Genomic DNA, 20,293 nt, shown 5'->3' with positions numbered 1-20,293 from the left:
GGGTCAGTCGCGCGGGGGCGCGCGCGGAACGGCGTCCGAGCCTTCCTCGCGGTCGCGATAGAGCGCGGCGCGCACCAGCAGCATCAGCGTGATCGGCGTGGTCACCGTGAGGAACACGCCGATCAGCAGCTCGTGGAAGACCGGACGCTGCTGCAGCACCGAGAAGCACACCACCGAGGCCGCGATCACCAGGAAGGTGCCGAGCGTGGTGGACAGCGTGGGCGCGTGCACGCGCTGGTAGAAGTTCTTCAGCCGCAGCAGCCCGAGCGAACCGGTGAAGGCGAGCAGGGCGCCCGACAGCATCAGCAGCCCGACCACGATCGCCGCCCACGGCGGCAGGCTCTCCAGGTGGTTCATTCGATCACCTCGCCGCGCATCAGGAACTTGGCGATCGCCATCGTGCTGGCGAAGCCGAGCAGGGCGATGATCAGCGCCGCCTCGAAGTACAGTGGGCTGCCGGTGCGGATGCCCAGGGTCAGCAGCAGGATCATCGCGTTCACGTACATCGCGTCCAGTGCCAGCGCCCGGTCCTGCGCGCGCGGGCCACGCACCATGCGCACGATCGAGAAGCCCATCGCCAGCAGCAACAGCAGCTGCGAGGCCATGATCGCCACGTCGAGGAACAGCTGGCTCATTGGAAGATCTCCAGCAGCGGTCGCTCGTAGCGCTGGCGGATGGTGGTGATCCAGGTCTCCTCGTCCACGAGGTCGAGCACGTGGATCAGCAGCACCTTCGCCGACGGGTCGAAGCTCACCCAGACCGTCCCCGGCGTGGAGGTGATGATGCAGGCGAGGACCGCCAGGCCATGGCGATCGTCGAGCTCGAGCGGGATGGCGACGAAGCCGGAGTGGACCTCGTCGCGGGCGCCGCCGAGGATGATGCGGGCGACCGCGACGTTCGAACGCACGATGTCGTGCAGCACATGCACCAGCAGTACCGCCGCTGTGCGGTAGTTGCGGAACCGGGCCTTGGGCGGATGCAGGACGCCATAGGCCTTGCCGAGGAGGACGCCGAACAGCAGGCCCAGCAGCAGCGCCCCCGGCGACAGGCTCTGGTTGAGCACCAGCCAGGTGGCCGCGAGCGCAGCCGACAGCAGCGGGTAGGGCAGCCAGCGGCGGGTCACGGTGTTGCCTCCGCCCCGGCGGGCAGCACGCCGAGGATGTAGTTGGCGCGGTCGTGGACCTGGTTGGCGGTGTCGTGCAGGTAGCCGAGCGGGCCCTGTACCACCACGGTCAGCAGCAGGCAGGCACCGAGCAGCAACACGACGCCGGCGACCTCGGTGACGCGCGCCTGCGGGAAGCTGCGGTCGACGTCGGTCCAGAAGATCTGGATGCCGGCGCGGCACATCGCGACCACGGTGCAGAAACCGGCCACGATCACCAGCGTGAACAACGCCATGGTGCCCTCCCGCGAGGCCACGTCGAGCATCGGCGCCAGCATCGAGAACTTGGCCAGGAAGCCGGACAGCGGCGGCAGCCCCGCCAGCAGCAGCGCGCAGGCGAGGAAGCTGACCGCCAGCATCGCCACCGGCGCCGGGATCACGACGCGGCGCTCGTCCTCTTCCGCGTACAGGTCCTCGACCCGCGGTGCGTCGTCCAGCTGCTCGTACGGCTCCAGCGGCAGCGCGTCGCTGGCGTCTTCCTCGCCTTCCGGCGCGAGCATGCCCGCGACCAGGAACAGCGCGGCGATGCCGAGCGTGGAGATCACCAGGTAGGCGAGCGCGCCCACGGTCACGGCCGGCTCCTGCAGCGAGATCGCGCCGAGCAGGGTGCCCGAGGAGATGACCACGTTGTAGCCGGCGAGCTTGCCGAGGTCGCGCGCGCCGAGCAGGCCGATGATGCCGGCGACGATGGTCGCGATCCCGCCCCACAGCAGCCAGTCGGCGCCGAAATGGCGCGAGCCCGGCCCGGCGTCGTCGCCGAACAGCAGCAGGGTCAGGCGCAGCAGCACGTAGATGCCGACCTTGGTCATCAGCGCGAACATCGCCGCCACCGCGGGCGCCGACGCGGCGTAGGTCCGCGGCAGCCAGAAGCCCAGCGGCCACATCGCGGTCTTGATCAGGAAGGCGATCCCGAGGATCGCCGCGCCGACGTGCAGCAGCGCGCGCGTGTGGTCGGGCAGCGCCGGGATCAGCTCGGCGAGCGCGGCCATGTTGAGGGTGCCGGTGACGCCGAAGATGAGGCTCACGCCGACCAGGAACAGCATGGACGCGGTCAGGTTGACCGCGATGTAGTGCAGGCCCGCGCTCACCCGGCGCGCGCCGGACCCGTGCAGCGCCAGCCCGTAGGACGCGGCCAGCAGCACCTCGAAGAACACGAACAGGTTGAACAGGTCGCCGGTGAGGAACGCGCCGTTGAGGCCGACCAGCAGGAACTGGAACAGCGGCTGGAAGTAGTTGCCGCGGTGCTGCCAGCGGCCCAGCGCGGCGGGCAGCACCGCCAGCGCCACCACCGCGGTCAGCAGCACCATCAACGCCGACAGGCGGTCGGCCACCAGCACGATGCCGAAGCGCGCGGGCCAGTCGCCGATGCGGTACACGAACGCCGGCACCCCGCCGGCGGACTGCTGGGTCGCGGCCAGCAGCAGCGCCACCGCCACCCCGACGAGCGCGAAGCACGAGGCCAGGCTCAGCGCCACCACGATGCGCTGCCGCCGCTCGCCGGCGAGCAGCTGCAGCGCGGCCACCAGCAAGGGCAGCAGGATCGGCGCGATGACCAGGTGCGGGTTCACGGGGTGCCGTCCCCGCCGTCCACGTGGTCGTTGCCGTTGAGCCCGCGCGAGGTCAGCAGCACCACCAGGAACAATGCGGTGGTGGCGAAGCCGATCACGATCGCGGTGAGCACCAGCGCCTGCGGCAGCGGGTCGGTGTACTGCTCGAACTTGCCGACCACGTCGCGGAGCACCGGGTCGGCGCCGATGCGCAGGCCGCCGGTGGAGAAGATGAACAGGTTGACCCCGTAGGAGATCAGGGTCAGGCCGATGATCACCTGGAAGGTGCGCGGCCGCAGCAGCAGCCACACGCCGGAAGCGACCAGCACGCCGATGGCGATCGCCAGCACGAGTTCCATCAGCCCTTGTCCTCCGCCTGGATGCTGCCGTCGGCAGCGACGATCGTGGAAACCCTCGGCCTGCGCAGCGACTGGTGCGCCAGCGCCACCAGCATCAGCGTGGCGGCGCCGACCACCAGGCAGAACACGCCGAGGTCGAACAGCACCGCGGTGGCCATCGGGATGCGCCCCAGCACCGGCAGTTCGGCGTACTGGAAGTGCGAGGTCAGGAACGGGTGCCCGAACACCAGCGAGCCCAGCCCGGTGCCCACCGCCAGCAGCAGGCCGAAGCCGATCCAGCGCACCGGCTTCACCCGCAGGTGTGCTTCCACCCAGCGCGCGCCGCGCGCCATGTACAGCAGGATCAGTGCCACCGACGCGGTGATGCCTGCGGCGAAGCCGCCACCGGGCAGGTCGTGGCCGCGCAGGAACAGGTGGATGCCGAACAGCAGGATCACCGGCGACATCAGCTGTACGATCAGGCCCGGGATCATCATGTAATCGGCGGTCGACTGGTCGATCACCCGGTCCGATCCGGCCAGGTCCATCACCGAGTTGCGGCGCTGCAGGCGCAGCGTGTCGATGCTTTCGGCCGCCGGCCGGAACCGGCGCAGCAGCACGAACACGGTGATCGCGACGATCGCCAGCACCGTGATCTCGCCGAGGGTATCGAAACCGCGGAAGTCGACGAGGATGACGTTGACCACGTTGTGGCCGCCGCCGTCGACGTAGGCGCGCTCGAGGAAGAAGCGCGAGATCGAGTTGAAGACCGGGTGCATCATCGCCGCGTAGGCGAGGCTGGCGACGCCGGCGCCCACCGTCAGCGCGACCAGCGCGTCGCGCCAGCGCTTCACCCGGGTCAGCCTGGCGTCGGGCGACAACCCCTGGATGCGCTTGGGCAGCCAGCGCAGGCCGAGCAGGATCAGGATGGTGGTGACCACCTCGACCAGCAGCTGGGTCGCCGCCAGGTCCGGCGCCGACAGCCACACGAAGCTGACGCAGGACACCAGCCCGGCGCCGCCGGTCAGGATCAGCGCCGCCAGCCGGTGGAACTTGGCCTGGGTGGCGGCCCCGATCGCGCAGGCGCTTCCCAGCACCCAGAGCAGCGCGAACGCCGGGTCGACGCCGGTCCATTGCGGCCGCGGCGCGTCGAACGAGGCGATGGTCGCGGCCAGGCCGCCGGCCAGGGTCGCCGCCAGCACGATCAGCATCAGCTGCGCCTGCAGCCGGTAGGCCGGGAAGAAGCGCATCAGCCACGCCGGCAGGTCGGCGGCGAAGACCGCCAGCGCCCGCTCGAACATCCGACGCCCGCTCAGCCGGCGCAGCAGCGGCGTGCCCTCGTTGCGCGCGAGGTAGCGCCGCAGCACCAGGTACAGCAGGCAGCCGGCGACGAAGGCCACGATGCTCATCTGCAGCGGCACCGTCCAGCCGTGCCACACGGCGAGGCTGTATTCGGGCGCCTGCGCGCCGAGCACCGAGTGCGCCGCCGCCGCCAGCGACGGCCCGATGATCTTCCCGGGCAGGATCCCGACCAGCAGGCAGGCCAGTGCCAGCAGCCCGATCGGGAAGCGCATCCAGCGCGGCGGCTCGTGCGGCTGGCGCGGCAGCCGCGTGGACACGGGCCCGAAGAACACGCCGCGCACGAAGCGCAGCGAGTAGGTCACGCCGAAGGCGCTGGCGACCACCGCCAGCATCGCCGGCAACCCGTCCACGAACAGGCCGCCGTCCACCGCCAGGGTCTCGGCGAAGAACATCTCCTTGGACAGGAAGCCGTTGAGCAGAGGCACCCCGGCCATCGCCGCGCCGGCGATCACCGCCAGGGTCGCGGTGATCGGCATGAACCGGCGCAGCCCGCCGAGCTCGCGCAGGTCGCGGGTGCCGGCCTCGTGGTCGACCGCGCCGGCGGCCATGAACAGCGAGGCCTTGAAGGTCGCGTGGTTGACGATGTGGAAGATCGCCGCGACCACGCCCAGCGTGCTGCCCATGCCGACCAGCATGGTGATCAGGCCGAGGTGGCTGATGGTCGAGTAGGCGAGCACCGCCTTGAGGTCCTGCTGGAACATCGCCGCGTACGCGCCGAGCAGCAGGGTCAGGGTGCCGGCCCCGGCCACCAGCCAGTACCACTGCTCGGTGCCCGCCAGCACCGGCCAGAAGCGCACCAGCAGGAACACGCCGGCCTTCACCATGGTCGCCGAATGCAGGTACGCCGAGACCGGCGTCGGCGCCGACATTGCCTGCGGCAGCCAGAAGTGGAACGGGAACTGCGCGCTCTTGGTCAGCGCGCCGAGCACCACCAGCACCAGCGCCGGCTCGTACATGTCGTGGGCGCGCACCAGGTCGCCGGCGGCCAGGATCGCGTTGAGGTCGTAGCTGCCGACGATGTGCCCGAGCAGCATCATTCCCGCGAACAGGCACAGGCCGCCGCCGGAGGTCACGATCAGGGCCATGCGCGCGCCGTCGCGCGCCGAGGCGCCGTGGTGCCAGTAGCCGATCAGCAGGAACGAGAACAGGCTGGTCAGTTCCCAGAAGAACACCAGCTGGATCACGTTGCCGGACATCACGATGCCGAGCATCGCGCCCATGAACGCCAGCAGCAGCGCGAAGAACCGCGACAGCGGGTCGTCCGGCGACATGTAGTAGCGGGCGTAGACGCCGACCAGCATGCCGATGCCGCTGACCAGCAGCATGAACAGCCAGGTGAACCCGTCCACCCGCAGGGTGAATGCCAGCCCCAGCGAGGGCGCCCACTCCAGCACGTCGCGCAGGACCCCGCCGCTCACGATCGCGGGGTAGAGCGACAGGGTCAGTGCCAGGCAGGCCAGCGCGGTGCACGTCATCAGCCAGGCGGCCAGGTTGCGGCCGCGCGAGCGGAGCACGAAGACGATCGCGCTGGCCACGAACGGCAACCAGAGGATGGCGCTTGGCAAGGCGTGGTCCGGTGTTGCGGGCGGCTTTCGATTCTATACGGCGGCACGTCGTCGGGGTTCAGCTTTGCGCGCGTTCCCGGCATCCTTGGGCGATGCAGGAGTCCGTCGCGTTCGCCGACCTGTCCCGTGCGCCGCTCACCGGCCTGCCCGGCGTCGGCCCGCGGGTGGCGGAGAAGCTCGCGGCGCGCGGGCTGCTGACGTTGCAGGACCTGTGGCTGCAGTTGCCGCGGCAATACGAGGATCGCACCCGCATCACCCCCATCCGCGAGCTGCGCCCCGGGACCACGGCCCAGGTCGAGGGCCGGGTCGAGGCGGTCGAGCGCGGCTTCCGCTACCGGCCGTCCCTGCGCGTGGCCCTGTCCGACGAGTCCCGCGGCACGCTGGTGCTGCGCTTCTTCCACTTCCGTGCCGCGCAGGCGGCGCAGTTCGCGCCCGGTGCGCGCGTGCGCTGCTACGGCAGCGCGCGCCCGGGGCAGCGCGGGCTGGAGATGGTGCATCCGAGCTATCGGGTGCTGGCGGACGACGACGAGGCGCTGGGCGACAGCCTGGACCCCGTGTATCCGGCGATCGAGGGCATCGGGCCCGTCGCGCTCCGGCGCCTGATCGGCGCCGCGCTGGACCGCCTGCCGCTCGCCGACGAGCTCGAATTGCTGCCCGCGTCCGTGCTGCGCCCGCTACGCTTGCCGACGCTGCGCGAGGCGCTGCTCACGGTGCACCGGCCGCCGCGCGACGCCGACGTGGCCGCGCTGCTGGCCGGCACCCATCCGGCGCAGCGACGACTGGCGCTGGAGGAACTGCTGGCGCACCAGCTCAGCCTGCGGCGGCAGCGGATCGCGCTGCAGGCCCGGGCCGCGCCGGCGCTGGCCGGCCCGGGCGCGCTCGCGCGGCGCCTGCGGGACTCGCTGCCGTTCGCGCTCACCGCCGCGCAGGCGCGCGTGTTCGGGCAGGTGCGCGCCGACCTCGCGCAACCGCGGCCGATGCTGCGGCTGGTGCAGGGCGACGTCGGCAGCGGCAAGACCGTGGTCGCCGCGATGGCCGCGATGCTTGCGGTGGAAGCGGGGCGGCAGGCCGCGCTGATGGCGCCGACCGAGCTGCTCGCCGAGCAGCACCTCGCCAACCTGCGACAGTGGCTGGAACCGCTGGGCGTGCGCGTCGCCTGGCTGGCCGGCAAGGTGACCGGCAAGGCGCGCCTGCGCGCGCTCGAGGAGGTCGCGTCCGGCGCGGCGCAGGTGGTCGTCGGCACCCATGCGCTGATGCAGGAAGGGGTGGAGTTCAGCGCGCTGGCGCTGGCGATCGTGGACGAGCAGCATCGCTTCGGCGTGCACCAGCGGCTGGCGCTGCGCGACAAGGGTGCGGCCGGCGAAGGCGTGCCGCACCAGCTGGTGATGACCGCGACCCCGATCCCGCGCACGCTGGCGATGTCGGCCTACGCCGACCTCGACGTGTCCTCGATCGACGAACTGCCGCCGGGACGCACCCCGGTGCAGACCGTGGTGCTCGGCGCCGGCCGCCGGCCGGAACTGGTCGAGCGCATCCGCGCCGCCTGCGCCGAAGGCCGCCAGGCCTACTGGGTGTGCACCCTGATCGACGACTCCGACGAGGTCGTGGCGCAGGCGGCGCAGTCCACCTTCGAAAGCCTGTCGGCGGCGCTGCCGGGTTTGCGCGTCGGGCTGGTGCACGGGCGCATGAAGCCACGCGAGAAGCAGGCGACGATGCGCGCGTTCAAGGACGGCGCGCTCGACCTGCTGGTGGCCACCACCGTGATCGAAGTCGGCGTGGACGTGCCCAACGCCTCGCTGATGATCGTGGAGAACGCCGAACGCCTCGGCCTGGCCCAGCTGCACCAGCTGCGCGGCAGGGTCGGGCGCGGCAGCACGGCCTCGTCCTGCGTGCTGCTGTACCAGCCGCCACTGTCGGCGCTGGCGCGGGAGCGGCTGGAGACCATGCGCACCACCAGCGATGGCTTCGAGATCGCGGAGAAGGACCTTGCCCTGCGCGGGCCGGGCGAACTGCTCGGCACGCGCCAGACCGGCCTGCCAGGCTTCCGCCTCGCCGACCTCGCCCGCGACGCCGACCTGCTGCCGCAGGTGCACGCCCTGGCCGACGCCCTGCTCGCGGGCTCCCCGGAGGTCGCAGACCGGGTGGTCGAACGCTGGATCGGGGGCGCCGCGCGCTATGCCGGCGCGTAGTCGCGCGGGTGAAGTCGCTCGCGCCGCCCCACCCACCGCTAGAATCCGGCGATGGAACGCATCCCCCTGCTGATCGACACCGACCCCGGCGTCGACGACGCGCTCGCGCTGCTGATGGCCTTCGCCGATCCGCGCCACGACATCGTCGGCTTGACCGTGGTCGCCGGCAACGTCGGGCTGCGCCACACCGTCGCCAACGCGCTCAAGCTGTGCGAGGTCGCGGGCCGGGAGGACATCCCGGTCTTCCCCGGCTGCGAGGGGCCGCTGCTGCATCCGGCCGAGGACGCGGCCTTCGTGCACGGCAACGACGGTTTCGGCGACACCGGCTACGTCCCGGCCGCGCGCGCGGCATCCGACGAGCACGCGGCGCTGGCGATCCTGCGCGCCTCGCACGAGCATGCCGGCCGGCTGCTGCTGGTGGCGCTCGGCCCGCTGACCAACCTGGCCTTGGCCGTGCGGCTCGACCCGACGCTGCCGGAGCGGGTGGCGCGCTGCGTGGTGATGGGCGGCGCGGTGACCTGCCACGGCAACATGACCCCGGCCGCCGAGTTCAACATCGGCTACGACCCGGAGGCGGCGGCGATCGTGTTCGAGGGTTTCCCGCGGATCGAGCTGGCCGACTGGGAGGCGGTGCTGCGGCATGGGCTGCCGCACGCCGCGATCGGCGAGTGGCTGCAAGGCGACGACCCGCGGCAACGGTTCTACGACGCCATTTCCCGCGACAACCGGGCGTGGTCGCTGGAGCGCGACCCCGGCGACTGGCACAGCGCCGATTCGCTGGCGATGGCGCTGGCGCTGCAGCCGGCCGGCGCGCTGGAGTTGGCGGAGCGCCCGCTGGCGGTGGAGACCGGCCACGGGCCGGCCCGCGGCGCCACCGTGGTGGACTGGTCCCGGGCCAGCGGCCGCCCCGACAACGCGGTGATCCTGATGGCCTATGAACAGGCCCGCCTCGAGGCCCTGGTGCGGCGCGGGCTGGGCTTGCGGGAAACCGGCGCGGCGGGCTAAAATGCCACTCTTGTCCCCAGCAGAACCGGTGCCGACGTGAAGGCCGACATCCACCCCGAATACCGCGAAGTCGTGTTCCAGGACGTGACTTCGGACTTCAAGTTCCTCACCCGCTCGACGATCTCCACCAAGGAGACGATCAAGTGGGAGGACGGCAACGAGTACCCGCTGGTCAAGGTCGAGATCTCCTCGGCCACGCATCCGTTCTACACCGGCCAGAACAAGGTGATGGACACCAGCGGCCGCATCGACAAGTTCAAGCGCCGCTACACCAAGTAGGCGTCGCGCGATGCCGACCAGCGACGGCCGCCCCAGGGCGGCCGTTCGCGTTCCTGGCCATCCGCCCGCGTACGGCGCGTATGCGATAATGGGCAGCTGAAAAACCAACCGATGACCCCCCACCGCGCCGACGACGAAGCTCGGCGTGCACGCATCGAGGAGCGAGCGCCGTGTCCCAGAACGAGTCCCCGGACCAGGTCACCCTGACCGTCGCAGGCAATGCCGTCGAGCTGCCGGTGCAGCGCGGCACCCTCGGCAACCCCTGCATCGAGATCGCGAAGCTGCCGAAGGCGACCGGCTGCTTCACCTACGACCCCGGGTTCGGCGCCACCGCCTCGTGCAAGTCGGCGATCACCTACATCGACGGCGAGGAGGGCGTGCTGCTGTACCGCGGCTACCCGATCGAGCAACTCGCCGCCAGGTCGAACTTCCTCGAGGTGGCCTACCTGCTGATGAACGGCGAGCTGCCGACGCAGGACGAGTTCGCGCGCTTCGAGAGCGACGTCACGCACCACACGATGATGCACGAGGCGTTCAAGAGCTTCATCGGCGGCTTCCGCCACGACGCGCACCCGATGGCGATGCTGGTCGGCATGCTCGGCTCGATGGCGAGCTTCTACCACAACACCCTCGACCTGGACGATCCGGAACAGCGCCGCATGGCCGCGATCCGCCTGATCGCCAAGGTGCCCACCATCGCCGCCGCCTGCTATCGCCATTCGATCGGCTGGCCGCTGCGCTACCCGCGCAACAACCTCGAGTACGTCGAGCGCTTCCTGCACATGATGTTCGAGGTCCCGGCCGGCCCGCTGGAGCTGAAGCCGGTGGCCGCGCGCGCGCTGGACCTGTTGTTCATCCTGCACGCCGACCACGAGCAGAACGCCTCGACCTCGACCGTGCGCCTGGTCGGCTCGACCGGCGCCAATCCGTACGCCTGCGTCGCCGCCGGCGTGGCCGCGCTGTGGGGCCCCGCGCATGGCGGCGCCAACGAGGCGGTGCTGAAGATGCTGGCCGAGATCGGCGACGCGAAGCACGTGCAGTCGGCGGTCGACCGCGCCAAGGACAAGGAATCGGGCTTCCGCCTGATGGGCTTCGGCCACCGCGTCTACAAGAACTTCGATCCGCGCGCCACGATCATCCGCGAGATGACGCACAAGGTGCTCGACGAGCTCGGGATCGACGACCCGATGCTCGAGGTCGCGATGCGGCTCGAGGAGGCGGCACTAAAGGACGACTACTTCGTGCAGCGCAAGCTGTACCCGAACGTCGACTTCTACTCGGGCATCATCTACAAGGCGCTGGGCATCCCGACCGAGATGTTCACGGTGATGTTCGCCATCGCCCGCACCGCCGGCTGGGTCTCGCACTGGCTGGAGCAGCAGGAGGATCCGGAGTTCCGGATCGGGCGCCCGCGCCAGATCTATACCGGTCACGCGACCCGCGACTACCCCGCGAAGTAGCCGTCCATCTCGTCCTGCGCGAGCAGTTCGCGCAGGCGCGAGGCCGAGGCGCGCGGCATCGGCCGCTCGTCCACGCCCGACAGCGGTGCCTGCCGCAGCACCTGCAGCGGCAGCACGGTCAGGTCGAAGGCCAGGCCTTCGGCCGAGAACAACCACACCGGCGCGTCCAGCACCCGTTGCGGATCCAGGCGCACGCGCCGCGCGCGCGACTCGGCCGGGATGCCGTGCTCCTCGAGGAAACGCGGCACGGCATCGGCGTCGTCGGCGTGCAGGTGCAGGGCGACCGCGGCGTGTGCATCGGCGGTGCCCTCCATCACCGGCCCCACCAGCCTCGGCGAGAACGCGTGGAAGAACTCGAGCGCGCGCAGCGCGGCTTCGCGCCGTTCGCGCAGGCCCTCGGCGTGGGCGTCGCCCGCGAACAGGCGCTGGTACTCGCGCAGGGCGTCCTCGATCTCGCGGTTGCGCGGCAGCGAAGCGTCGTCGTGGATGCCCAGCCGGCTGGCGGCCTTGAGCTTGGCCTGGTGGTAGTCGCGGATGCCGCCCTCGGCCATCAGCCGCGCGGCTTCGTGGGCCAGGCGATGGCGGCGTTCCCGGGTGCGGGTCTGCGCGTGTTGCTGCGCGTGGCGGCGGGCGCGGGCGTTGGCCATGACGCACTCTCCATCCGGGACCGTCGCCGACTCTACCCCAGCCGGCGTCAGAAGATGTCGAAAGCCTCTTCCTGGGAGCGCGCGGCGTCGCCGTAGCCGGTCATCGGGTCGGCGGCCATGCGCTCGAGGTCCTCGGCCTTCACCCACTCGACGATGCCGCCGCCCTCCGGCAGCAACTGCCCACCGGCCCCGACCGATACCTGGACCATGCCGTCGGGCGGCTCGTTCGCGGCCAGCGGGCGGCCTTCCAGCGCCACCCGCATGTAGTCGATCCAGATCGGCAGCGCCGCGCGCCCGCCGTACTCGCCGCGTCCGAGCGACTTGAAGTCGTCGCGCCCGACCCAGACGGTGGTGACGATGTCGTCGGCGAAGCCCGAGAACCACGCGTCGCGGTGCTCGTTGGTGGAACCGGTCTTGCCGGCCACGTCCTCGCGGCCGAGCACCTTGGCGCGGATGCCGGTGCCGTGCTGCACCACGTCGCGCATCATCGAGATCATCTGGTAGGCGACGCGGGCGTCGATCGCGCGCGGGGCGAGCACGGTGTCCGCGGGCGGGCGCTCCGGCGCGGGCACGGTCTCGGCGCCCGTGCGCGGCGACTGGCCGGGCGGGGCCGCATCCTGTGGGCCGAAGTTGAAGCCCGCGACCACGTTCGCGGCCTGGACCGTGGTCGCGGCGCTGTTGCCGACCGCGCAGGACGGGCAGGCGGTGGGCGGGCGTTCCTTGAACACCAGTTCGCCGTCGCGGTCGCGGACCTCGTCGATGAAATACGGGGTGATGCGGAAGCCGCCGTTGGGGAACACCGCGTAGCCGCGCGCCACCGTCAGCGGCGGCAGCGAGGCGGTGCCCAGCGACATGGACAGGTTCGGCGGCAGCAGGTCCTCGTCGATGCCGAAATGGCTGATGTAGCGGCGTGCATAGTCGATCCCGATCGCGTCGAGCAGGCGCACCGAGACCAGGTTGCGCGACTGCACCAGCGCCTGGCGCAGGCGCATCGGGCCGCGGAAGTCGCCGGTGTCGTTCTGCGGGCGCCAGATGTTGCCGGCGCGGTCGCGGAACACGACCGGGGCGTCGAGCACGATCGAGGCCGGGTTGAAGCCGCGCTCCATGGCCGCGGCGTACAGGAACGGCTTGAAGCTGGAGCCCGGCTGGCGGCGGGCCTGGGTGGCGCGGTTGAACTTGTTGGCGGCGAAGCTGAAGCCGCCGACCAGGGCGCGCAGCGCGCCGTCGTCCGGGTCCAGCGAGACCAGCGCCGACTGCGCCAGCGGGACCTGGGCGAGCTGGAAGCGCGGCGCCTCCTGCCTGGGCGCCTCGCCGTCCTTCGCCGGGGCCGGCTCCACGCGGCGCACGCGCACGAGATCGCCGCGCGCCAGCAGGGCCGACGGGCTGCGGCCCGTCCAGCGGCTGCTTTCGGCATCCAGCACCAGGGTGGAACCATCGGCGATCACCACCTCGGCGGTGCCCTTGCCGGTGCCGAGCACGATCGCGGGCACCAGCCGTCCCTGCACCGGGATGCCGGCCAGGCGTTTGGCGGCGGTGGCCGCGTCCTCGCCGGGGGCCAGGTCGAGGCGCTCCGGCTTGCGCCAGCCGTGGCGGTGGTCGTAGTCGAGCAGGCCGTCGCGCACGGCCTTCTGCGCGGCATCCTGCAGGCGCGCGTCGATGGTCGTGGTCACCCGGTAGCCGCGGGTCAGCGCGTCCTCGCCGAAGCGGTCGATCATCTCCCGCCGGACCATCTCGGCCACGTACGGGGCCTCGACCTCGGTCGGCACCTCGTGCGGCTCCGCGTGCATCGGCACCGCCTGCGAGGCGGTCTCCTGCGCGCGGGTGATGAAGCCCAGTTCGCGCATGCGCTGCAGCACGTAGTCGCGGCGGATGCGGGCCCGGTCCGGGTTGGTGACCGGGTTGCCGCTGGAGGGGAACTTGGGGATGGAGGCGAGGGTGGCGATCTCGTCCAGGTCGAGCTCGTCCAGGGCCTTGCCGTAGTAGAACTCGGCCGCCGCGGCGATGCCGTAGGAGCGGTGCCCGAAGAAGGTCTTGTTGAGGTAGAGCTGGAAGATCTCGTCCTTGTCCAGCTCGCGCTCCATCTTCAGCGCCAGCATCATCTCCGCGAGCTTGCGGGTGTAGCTGTACTCGGAGCTGAGGAAGAACTGGCGCGCGACCTGCTGGGTGATGGTGGAGCCGCCCGGGACGCGCTCGTCGTCGGTGGTGGCCAGCAGCCATATCGCGCGCGCCACGCCCTTGTAGTCCACGCCGTGGTGCTCGTAGAAGCGGTTGTCCTCGATCGCGATGAAGGCCTGCTTGATCGCTTCCGGGACCTCCTTGATGTCCACCGGATAGCGACGCGTCTCACCGAACAGCGCGATCAGCTTGCCGTCGCGCGCGTGGACGTACATCGGCTCCTGCAGCTCGACCGTGCGCAAGGCCTCGACGTCCGGGAGCTTGGAGGCCACGACGAAATAGACGGTACCGGCGGCCAGCAGGCCAAGGACGGACAGGGCGGCGAAGGCCAGGAGGGCCCAGCGCAACAGGCGACGGAAGGGGGGCATCCGGTGGAATTCCTCGGTTTGTACGGCCCGGGCGGGACCCGGGAGAGCATGCGGCCAGTATAGGGGGCGCCCGCCAGTGACCCTGGTCCATGGCACCTGGGACGCCCATCCCGGTTCGGCAACGCGGAAGGGGATGTGAAGACGCGACTGTTGCCATGGCGTTCAAAAGCCGTTATTTAATGCCCCGGGACACGTTGTGCGCGTAAGCGCCCGTGAATAAGGGGAAATTTTTGTGGGGCTGATCACAAAAAGCCAGCCGCCCAAGGTGGGGGTCGACATCAGCACGACTGCGGTCAAGCTGTTGCAACTCTCGCGGCAGGGTGATCGGTACCGGGTCGAGCATTACGCGATCGAGCCGTTGCCGCCGAATGCGGTGGTCGACCGCAACATCGCCGAACCGGAAGTCGTGGGTGAAGCGATCCAGCGGGCGCTCGCGCGCAGCGGCAGCCGCGCCAGGCACGCGGTCGCCGCGGTGCCGGGGTCCGCGGTGATCTCCAAGCTGATCGCGATGCCCGCCGACCTCGGCGAGGACGACCTCGAATCGCAGGTCGAGCTCGAGGCGGTCAACTACATCCCGTACCCGATCGAGGAAGTGAACCTCGACTTCGAGGTGCTCGGGCCGATGCCCGGCAACGACGACGCGCTGCAGGTGCTGCTGGTCGCCTCGCGGGCCGAGGAAGTGGAGCGCCGGGCCTCGGCGCTGGAACTGGGCGGCATGGTCGCCCGGATCATCGACGTCGAGACCTTCGCGATCGAGAACGCCTTCGGGCTGCTCGACGGCGCCGACAGCGTCGGCGACGGGCTGGTCGCGCTGGTGGACATCGGCGCCACCACCACCACGCTCTACGTCCTGCGCAACGGCCGCAGCCTGTACCACCGCGAACAGGTCTTCGGCGGCAAGCAGCTCGACGACGAGATCGTGCGCCGCTACGGCCTGCCGGCCGACGAGGCGCGCGCCGCCAAGCGCGACGGCACCCTGCCGGACGACTACCAGGCCGAGGTGCTGCAGCCGTTCCGCGAAGCCCTGGTGCAGCAGGTCAGCCGGTTGCTCCAGTTCTTCTACGCCGGCAGCGAGTTCAACCGCGTCGACCGCATCGTGCTCGCCGGCGGCACCGCGTCCACCGCGGGCGTGGCGCAGCTCGTCGAGGAGCAGCTCGGCGTGCCGGTCGCGATCGCCAATCCGCTGGCGCAGATGACGCTCGGGCCGCGCGTCCAGGCGCCCACGCTGGCCCAGGACGCGCCCTCGCTGATGATCGCCGCCGGCCTGGCGCTGAGGAACTTCGACTGATGGCACGGATCAACCTGCTGCCCTGGCGCGCCGAGCGGCGCAAGCAACGCCAGAAGGAATTCGCCGGCATGCTCGTCGCCTCGGCGGTGCTCGGGGTGGTGCTGGCGTTCCTGGTCGTCAGCTACTACAGCGCCCAGATCGACGGCCAGAACGAACGCAACGCGTTCCTGCGCGAGCAGATCAAGCAGGTCGACACCCAGATCAAGGAAATCGAGCAGCTCGACCAGAAGAAGGCCAAGCTGCTGGCGCGCAAGGAAGTGATCGAGCAGCTGCAGGCCAACCGCTCGCAGATGGTGCACCTGTTCGACTCGCTGGTGCGCACCATCCCGGACGGCGTGATCCTCACCGCGGCCAAGCAGGAAGGGGACAAGCTCACGCTCGAGGGGCGCGGCCAGTCCTACGGACGCGTGTCCAGCTACATGCGCAACCTCGAGAGCTCCGGCTGGATGACCCGCCCCGAGCTGTCGATCATCGAGGCCAAGGCCGGTGACCCGGGGCTGCCGTACGCGTTCACGCTGTCGGTGATGCTGGCCAACCCCAACGCGCCCAAGGACACCGACGGCGACGGCGTGCCCGACGCGCCTGCCGCGGCGCCCGACGCCGCGCCCGCCCAGGGAGGGACCGCCTCGTGAACCGGCCGAAGATGTCCATCCGCGACCTCGACTTCCACAACACCGGGTCCTGGCCGCGCGAATACAAGTTGGGCTTCTGCGCCCTGCTCGTGGTGCTGATCGTCGGGCTGGCCTGGTGGCTGTTCGTGCGAGACAAGACCGAGGAGCTCGAGGGCCTGGAGCGCCAGGAAACCGAGCTGCGCGCAGAGTTCGAGACCAAGCAGGGCCGCGCCTCCAACCTGGAGCCGCTGAAGCTGCAGCTGGCGCAGATGGAACAGCAGCTGCAGCAGATGCTGCGCCAGCTGCCCAGCAAGACCGAGATGCCCGACCTGATCATCGACATCTCGCAGACGGCGCTGGCCACCGGCCTGACCACCGAGCTGTTCCGGCCGGGCCCGGAAACTCCGAAGGAGTTCTACGCCGAGAAGCCGATCACCCTGCGCATGGTGGGCAGCTACCACCAGTTCGGCGCCTTCGTCAGCGGCGTCGCCTCGTTGCCGCGCGTGGTCATCCTGACCATGCACGACATCTCGCTGAAGCCGCGCGGCAACGCCACCGGGATCCGCCGCGACGCGCCGCTGGAGCTGTCGGGCACGGTCAAGACCTACCGCTACCTCGACGACGAGGAAGCGAGCGCGCAGGAAGCCGCCGCGAAGGGAGGGCGCTGAGATGCAGTTCCGCACCGTCGTTCCCCGCGTCGCCGCCGCCCTGGCCCTGGCCCTGCTGGCCACCGCCTGCGGCCGCAGCGTGACCAGCGGCCCGGGCGATCATTCGAATCTCCAGAAGTGGGTGGCCGAGGTGAAGAAGCGCCCGGCGCCCGCGCTCGACCCGCTGCCGGTGATGCAGCAGTTCGAGACCTTCGAATACGCCGCGCAGGGCCTGCGCGACCCCTTCAGCAACGCCTTCGCCGACGAAGGCGGCACCAGCGGCCCGCGGCCCGACCCGAACCGGCGCAAGGAACTGCTCGAGCAGTTCCCGCTGGACAGCTTCGACATGGTCGGCAGCATCGGCACCGGCGCGAGCCAGGTGGCGCTGGTGATCGCCCCGGACAAGGTGACCTACCGGGTGCGACCGGGGATGTACATGGGCCAGGCCGAAGGCAGGGTGACCGACGTCAGCGATGCCCGCATCGACCTGGTGGAACTGGTCCCCGACGGTGCAGGTGGCTGGCTGGAGCGCCCGGCGTCGATTGCGCTGGACGATCAATGATTCCGAGGACAGGACGATGACCGTGACCCAAGCCCAACGTGCGCGGCATGCCCGCTTCCTGCCCGGCAGGGCGGCCCTTGCCGGCCTGGCCGCTGGCCTGCTGGCTGCCTCCGCCGCGCAGGCCGCGCCGATGCCCGCGGCCGGCGCAGCGCTGCCACTGATGGCGGCCTCGCAGCTTCCCGCCGCCGCCGATCCGGCGCGCCAGCTGCCGGGAGCGGTGAGCGTGTCGAAGATCGACTTCCGTCGCGGCGAAGGCGGTGCCGGGCAACTGGTGCTGAGCTTCAGCAACGACGGCGCCACCCCGGACCTGCGCAACGAGTCCTCCGGCGTGGTCATCGACATCGGCAATGCCAGCCTGCCGCCGTCGCTGCAGAAGCCGCTGGACGTGACCGATTTCGCCACCCCGGTGCAGCGCATCGACGCCAACCGCATCGGCAACGGCACCCGCGTGGTGCTCGACACCCGCGGCGCGTTCGAGTCCATGGCCTACCAGACCGGCAACGACTACATCGTCGAGGTGATGCCGCGCGCAGCCGCCGCCGCGGCCACGGCGGTCACCGCCACCGGGCAGGTGGTCGGCTCCGCCACGACCGTCGGCGAGCGCAGCTACAGCGGCCGCCCGGTGACCTTCAACTTCCAGGACGTGCCGGTGCGCGCCGTGCTGCAGATCATCGCCGAGGAGGCCAAGCTCAACCTGGTGGCCTCCGACACCGTGGCCGGCAACGTCACCCTGCGCCTGATCAACGTGCCCTGGGACCAGGCGCTCGACATCGTGCTGCGCGCCAAGGGCCTGGACAAGCGCCGTAGCGGCAACGTCATCTGGGTGGCCCCGCAGTCCGAGATCGCCAAGTACGAGCAGGACATCCAGAACGCGCGCCTTGCGATCGAGAACAGCGCCGAGATGGTCACCGAGTACATCCCGATCAGCTACGGCAACGCCGAGGACATCGCCAACCTGCTGACCGAGAACAGCAAGGGCGGCAGCGGCGCCGGCGGCGCGAACGCCGCCCAGGGCCGCGGGTTCCTGTCGCCGCGCGGCAGCATCAGCTACGACCAGCGCACCAACACGCTGCTGGTGATCGACATTCCCAAGCGCGTCGCCGACATCCGCCAGCTGGTCAACGAGCTCGACAAGCCGGTGGACCAGGTGGTGATCGAGGCCCGCATCGTGGTCGCCAACGAGTCGTTCGCCCGCGAGCTGGGCGCGCGCTTCGGCATCAGCGGCGCCACCGGCAAGCCGGGCGACCGCAGCTCGCTCGGCTACGGCGGCGATCTCGATTCCTCGGGCAGCAACGCGCAGTCGCGCGCCGACGCGGTGATGGAAGGCGAGCGCGCCTTCGACATCAGCCGCAGCCTGATGACCAACCTGCCGAGCACCCTCGGCGGCAGCGGCGCGCTGGCGCTGTCCATCCTCAACGCCGGCCACATGCTCGACATCGAGCTGTCGGCGCTGCAGCAGGAAGGCCGCGGCGAGGTCATCTCCAACCCGCGCATCGTCACCAGCAACCAGAAGGAGGCGACGATCCAGCAGGGCGAGGAGATCGGCTACCTGACCCTCACCGGCGCCGGTACCGCCGGCGGCACCCAGGTCCCGCAGGTGCAGTTCAAGGAGGCCGTGCTGGAGCTGAAGGTCACCCCGACGATCACCAACGATGGCCGCGTGTTCCTCGACATGTCCGTGAAGAAGGACGAGGTCGCCGGCTTCGTGGACACCGGCGTCGGCCAGGTGCCGCGCATCGCCAAGCGCTCGGTGGATACCGCCGTGCTGATGGAGGACGGGCAGACCGTGGTGATCGGCGGCGTCTACGAGTTCAAGGACCAGCAGGACCTGGCCAAGATCCCGTTCCTGGCCGACATCCCGGTGCTGGGCAACCTGTTCAAGCGCCGCGGCCGCGACCGCAGCAAGGCCGAACTGCTGATCATGGTCACCCCGAAGGTGATCCGCGTGGCGCAGCACCGCCTGCACTGAGCCGACACGACCGGCATGCGATCAAGGGGCCCTCGCGGCCCCTTTTTCGTGGGCCCGTGAACCCCGCGCCGACGGTGCGGTCACACTAATCGGGCGCGCCACGCGCCGCAGACCCATGGATGCCGATGGACAGCCACGAGCCCGACGTTCCCGCCCTGCACGACGCCTTCCGCGCGCTGCGCGACTCGCTCGCGGCCGAGATCGTCGGCCAGCAGGCGCTGGTCGAGCGCCTGCTGGTGGCGCTGCTGGCCGACGGGCACCTGCTGGTCGAGGGCGCGCCGGGGCTGGCCAAGACCAGCGCGATCCGCGCGCTCGCGGCGCGCCTGGACGCCGACTTCGCGCGCGTGCAGTTCACCCCCGACCTGCTCCCCGCGGACCTGACCGGCACCGAAGTGTGGCGGCCCGGCGACGGCCGCTTCGAGTTCCAGCCGGGGCCGATCTTCCACCCGTTGCTGCTGGCCGACGAGATCAACCGCGCGCCGGCCAAGGTCCAGTCCGCGCTGCTGGAGGCGATGGGCGAGCGCCAGGTCACGGTCGGCCGCCACACCTATCCGCTGCCCGAGCTGTTCCTGGTGATGGCGACCCAGAACCCGATCGAGCAGGAAGGCACTTTCCCGCTGCCCGAGGCGCAGCTCGACCGTTTCCTGATGCACGTGCGCATCGGCTACCCGGCGGCGGACACCGAGACCGAGATCCTGCGCATCGCCCGCGACCGCGCCCGCGCGCAGGCCACGGCCACGACGGCGCCGGTCGCGCGCATGCCGCTGGCCGATGTGTTCGCGGCGCGCGCGGCAGTGCTGGACCTGCACCTGGCGCCGCAGCTCGAGCGCTACCTGGTCGAACTGGTGCTGGCGTCGCGCGACGCGGCCCGCTACGACGAAGGGCTCGCGCGCCGGATCGCCTGGGGCGCCAGCCCGCGCGGCTCGATCGCGCTCGAGCGCTGCGCGCGGGCGCGCGCGTGGCTCTCGGGCCGCGATTTCGTCACCCCCGACGACGTGCGTGCAGTCGCACCGGACGTGTTGCGCCACCGCGTGCTGCCGAGTTACGAGGCCATCGCCGAAGGCTGGGACGGCGGCCGGCTGGTCGCGGAACTGCTCGAGCGGGTGCCGCTGCCGTGAG

18 protein-coding genes are annotated in these 20,293 nt (G+C 70.8%); 10 read left to right on the top strand and 8 right to left on the bottom strand.

Annotated elements, in window-relative coordinates; all coding sequences use genetic code 11:
• Positions 1–3: 3 nt before the first annotated feature.
• The 6 genes from mnhG to E4F25_RS05570 are packed head-to-tail and all read right to left on the bottom strand — an operon-like array spanning position 4 to position 5,944.
• Entirely contained in the window at positions 4–357 is a 354-nt protein-coding gene (mnhG, locus tag E4F25_RS05595) for a monovalent cation/H(+) antiporter subunit G (RefSeq protein WP_140909207.1), read from the bottom strand.
• Positions 354–635, bottom strand: a complete 282-nt coding sequence (locus E4F25_RS05590) for a K+/H+ antiporter subunit F (RefSeq protein ID WP_140909206.1) — start codon at positions 633–635, stop codon at positions 354–356. The genes mnhG and E4F25_RS05590 overlap by 4 nt, the downstream gene beginning before the upstream one ends.
• Positions 632–1,123 (bottom strand): Na+/H+ antiporter subunit E, encoded by a 492-nt coding sequence (locus tag E4F25_RS05585; protein ID WP_140909205.1) that lies wholly within the window; start codon positions 1,121–1,123, stop codon positions 632–634. The genes E4F25_RS05590 and E4F25_RS05585 overlap by 4 nt, the downstream gene beginning before the upstream one ends.
• Positions 1,120–2,730 (bottom strand): monovalent cation/H+ antiporter subunit D, encoded by a 1,611-nt coding sequence (locus E4F25_RS05580; protein WP_140909204.1) that lies wholly within the window; start codon positions 2,728–2,730, stop codon positions 1,120–1,122. Before E4F25_RS05580 ends, E4F25_RS05585 begins: the two co-directional genes overlap by 4 nt.
• Positions 2,727–3,068 carry a Na+/H+ antiporter subunit C gene (locus E4F25_RS05575; protein ID WP_140909203.1) on the bottom strand — a complete coding sequence of 114 codons (342 nt, stop codon included), beginning with the start codon at positions 3,066–3,068 and terminating at the stop codon, positions 2,727–2,729. The genes E4F25_RS05580 and E4F25_RS05575 overlap by 4 nt, the downstream gene beginning before the upstream one ends.
• Positions 3,068–5,944 (bottom strand): monovalent cation/H+ antiporter subunit A, encoded by a 2,877-nt coding sequence (locus E4F25_RS05570; RefSeq protein WP_407062824.1) that lies wholly within the window; start codon positions 5,942–5,944, stop codon positions 3,068–3,070. Before E4F25_RS05570 ends, E4F25_RS05575 begins: the two co-directional genes overlap by 1 nt.
• Positions 5,945–6,066: 122 nt before the next feature.
• On the opposite strand from E4F25_RS05570, the gene recG reads away from it, so the two are divergent.
• The 4 genes from recG to E4F25_RS05550 all read left to right on the top strand — a co-directional run bounded on the left by recG (position 6,067) and on the right by E4F25_RS05550 (position 10,907).
• A complete protein-coding gene (gene recG, locus E4F25_RS05565) occupies positions 6,067–8,163 on the top strand; it encodes an ATP-dependent DNA helicase RecG (protein WP_140909202.1) in 2,097 nt (698 codons plus the stop codon).
• A 51-nt stretch (positions 8,164–8,214) separates the two neighbouring features.
• Entirely contained in the window at positions 8,215–9,168 is a 954-nt protein-coding gene (locus E4F25_RS05560; RefSeq protein WP_140909201.1) for a nucleoside hydrolase, read from the top strand.
• 36 nt (positions 9,169–9,204) lie between these two features.
• Positions 9,205–9,447: a type B 50S ribosomal protein L31 gene (locus E4F25_RS05555; RefSeq protein ID WP_140909200.1), complete on the top strand. Its 243-nt coding sequence runs from the start codon at positions 9,205–9,207 to the stop codon at positions 9,445–9,447.
• Between the two features lie 170 nt (positions 9,448–9,617).
• Complete coding sequence (locus E4F25_RS05550; protein WP_140909199.1) at positions 9,618–10,907, top strand: citrate synthase; 1,290 nt, start codon at positions 9,618–9,620, stop codon at positions 10,905–10,907.
• On the opposite strand, the gene E4F25_RS05545 is transcribed toward E4F25_RS05550, so the two are convergent.
• Positions 10,892–11,554 carry a hypothetical protein gene (locus tag E4F25_RS05545; RefSeq protein WP_140909198.1) on the bottom strand — a complete coding sequence of 221 codons (663 nt, stop codon included), beginning with the start codon at positions 11,552–11,554 and terminating at the stop codon, positions 10,892–10,894. The two genes, E4F25_RS05550 and E4F25_RS05545, sit on opposite strands and share 16 nt — an antisense overlap.
• Positions 11,555–11,601: 47 nt before the next feature.
• Positions 11,602–14,097 carry a penicillin-binding protein 1A gene (locus tag E4F25_RS05540; protein WP_140909197.1) on the bottom strand — a complete coding sequence of 832 codons (2,496 nt, stop codon included), beginning with the start codon at positions 14,095–14,097 and terminating at the stop codon, positions 11,602–11,604.
• A 232-nt stretch (positions 14,098–14,329) separates the two neighbouring features.
• Between E4F25_RS05540 and E4F25_RS05535 the strand changes: the two genes are divergently transcribed.
• The 6 genes from E4F25_RS05535 to E4F25_RS05510 all read left to right on the top strand — a co-directional run bounded on the left by E4F25_RS05535 (position 14,330) and on the right by E4F25_RS05510 (position 20,292).
• Positions 14,330–15,385, top strand: a complete 1,056-nt coding sequence (locus E4F25_RS05535; protein ID WP_140909196.1) for a pilus assembly protein PilM — start codon at positions 14,330–14,332, stop codon at positions 15,383–15,385.
• Positions 15,385–16,017: a PilN domain-containing protein gene (locus tag E4F25_RS05530; RefSeq protein ID WP_181168214.1), complete on the top strand. Its 633-nt coding sequence runs from the start codon at positions 15,385–15,387 to the stop codon at positions 16,015–16,017. The genes E4F25_RS05535 and E4F25_RS05530 overlap by 1 nt, the downstream gene beginning before the upstream one ends.
• On the top strand, positions 16,014–16,664 hold the full coding sequence (locus tag E4F25_RS05525; protein WP_407062808.1) for a type IV pilus inner membrane component PilO: 651 nt from the start codon (positions 16,014–16,016) through the stop codon (positions 16,662–16,664). Before E4F25_RS05530 ends, E4F25_RS05525 begins: the two co-directional genes overlap by 4 nt.
• A gap of 1 nt (position 16,665) precedes the next feature.
• Positions 16,666–17,205, top strand: coding sequence for a pilus assembly protein PilP (locus tag E4F25_RS05520; protein WP_140909194.1), 540 nt, complete (start codon positions 16,666–16,668; stop codon positions 17,203–17,205).
• Between the two features lie 16 nt (positions 17,206–17,221).
• Positions 17,222–19,174 (top strand): type IV pilus secretin PilQ, encoded by a 1,953-nt coding sequence (locus E4F25_RS05515; RefSeq protein ID WP_140909193.1) that lies wholly within the window; start codon positions 17,222–17,224, stop codon positions 19,172–19,174.
• Positions 19,175–19,293: 119 nt separating this feature from the next.
• Positions 19,294–20,292 (top strand): AAA family ATPase, encoded by a 999-nt coding sequence (locus tag E4F25_RS05510; protein ID WP_140909192.1) that lies wholly within the window; start codon positions 19,294–19,296, stop codon positions 20,290–20,292.
• Position 20,293 lies beyond the last annotated feature (1 nt).

Source organism: Cognatiluteimonas lumbrici (assembly GCF_006476065.1).
GTDB classification, from domain to species: domain Bacteria; phylum Pseudomonadota; class Gammaproteobacteria; order Xanthomonadales; family Xanthomonadaceae; genus Cognatiluteimonas; species Cognatiluteimonas lumbrici.
The sequence above is the reverse complement of the archived record's forward strand: the minus strand, read 5'-3'. Positions and strand labels throughout refer to the sequence as shown.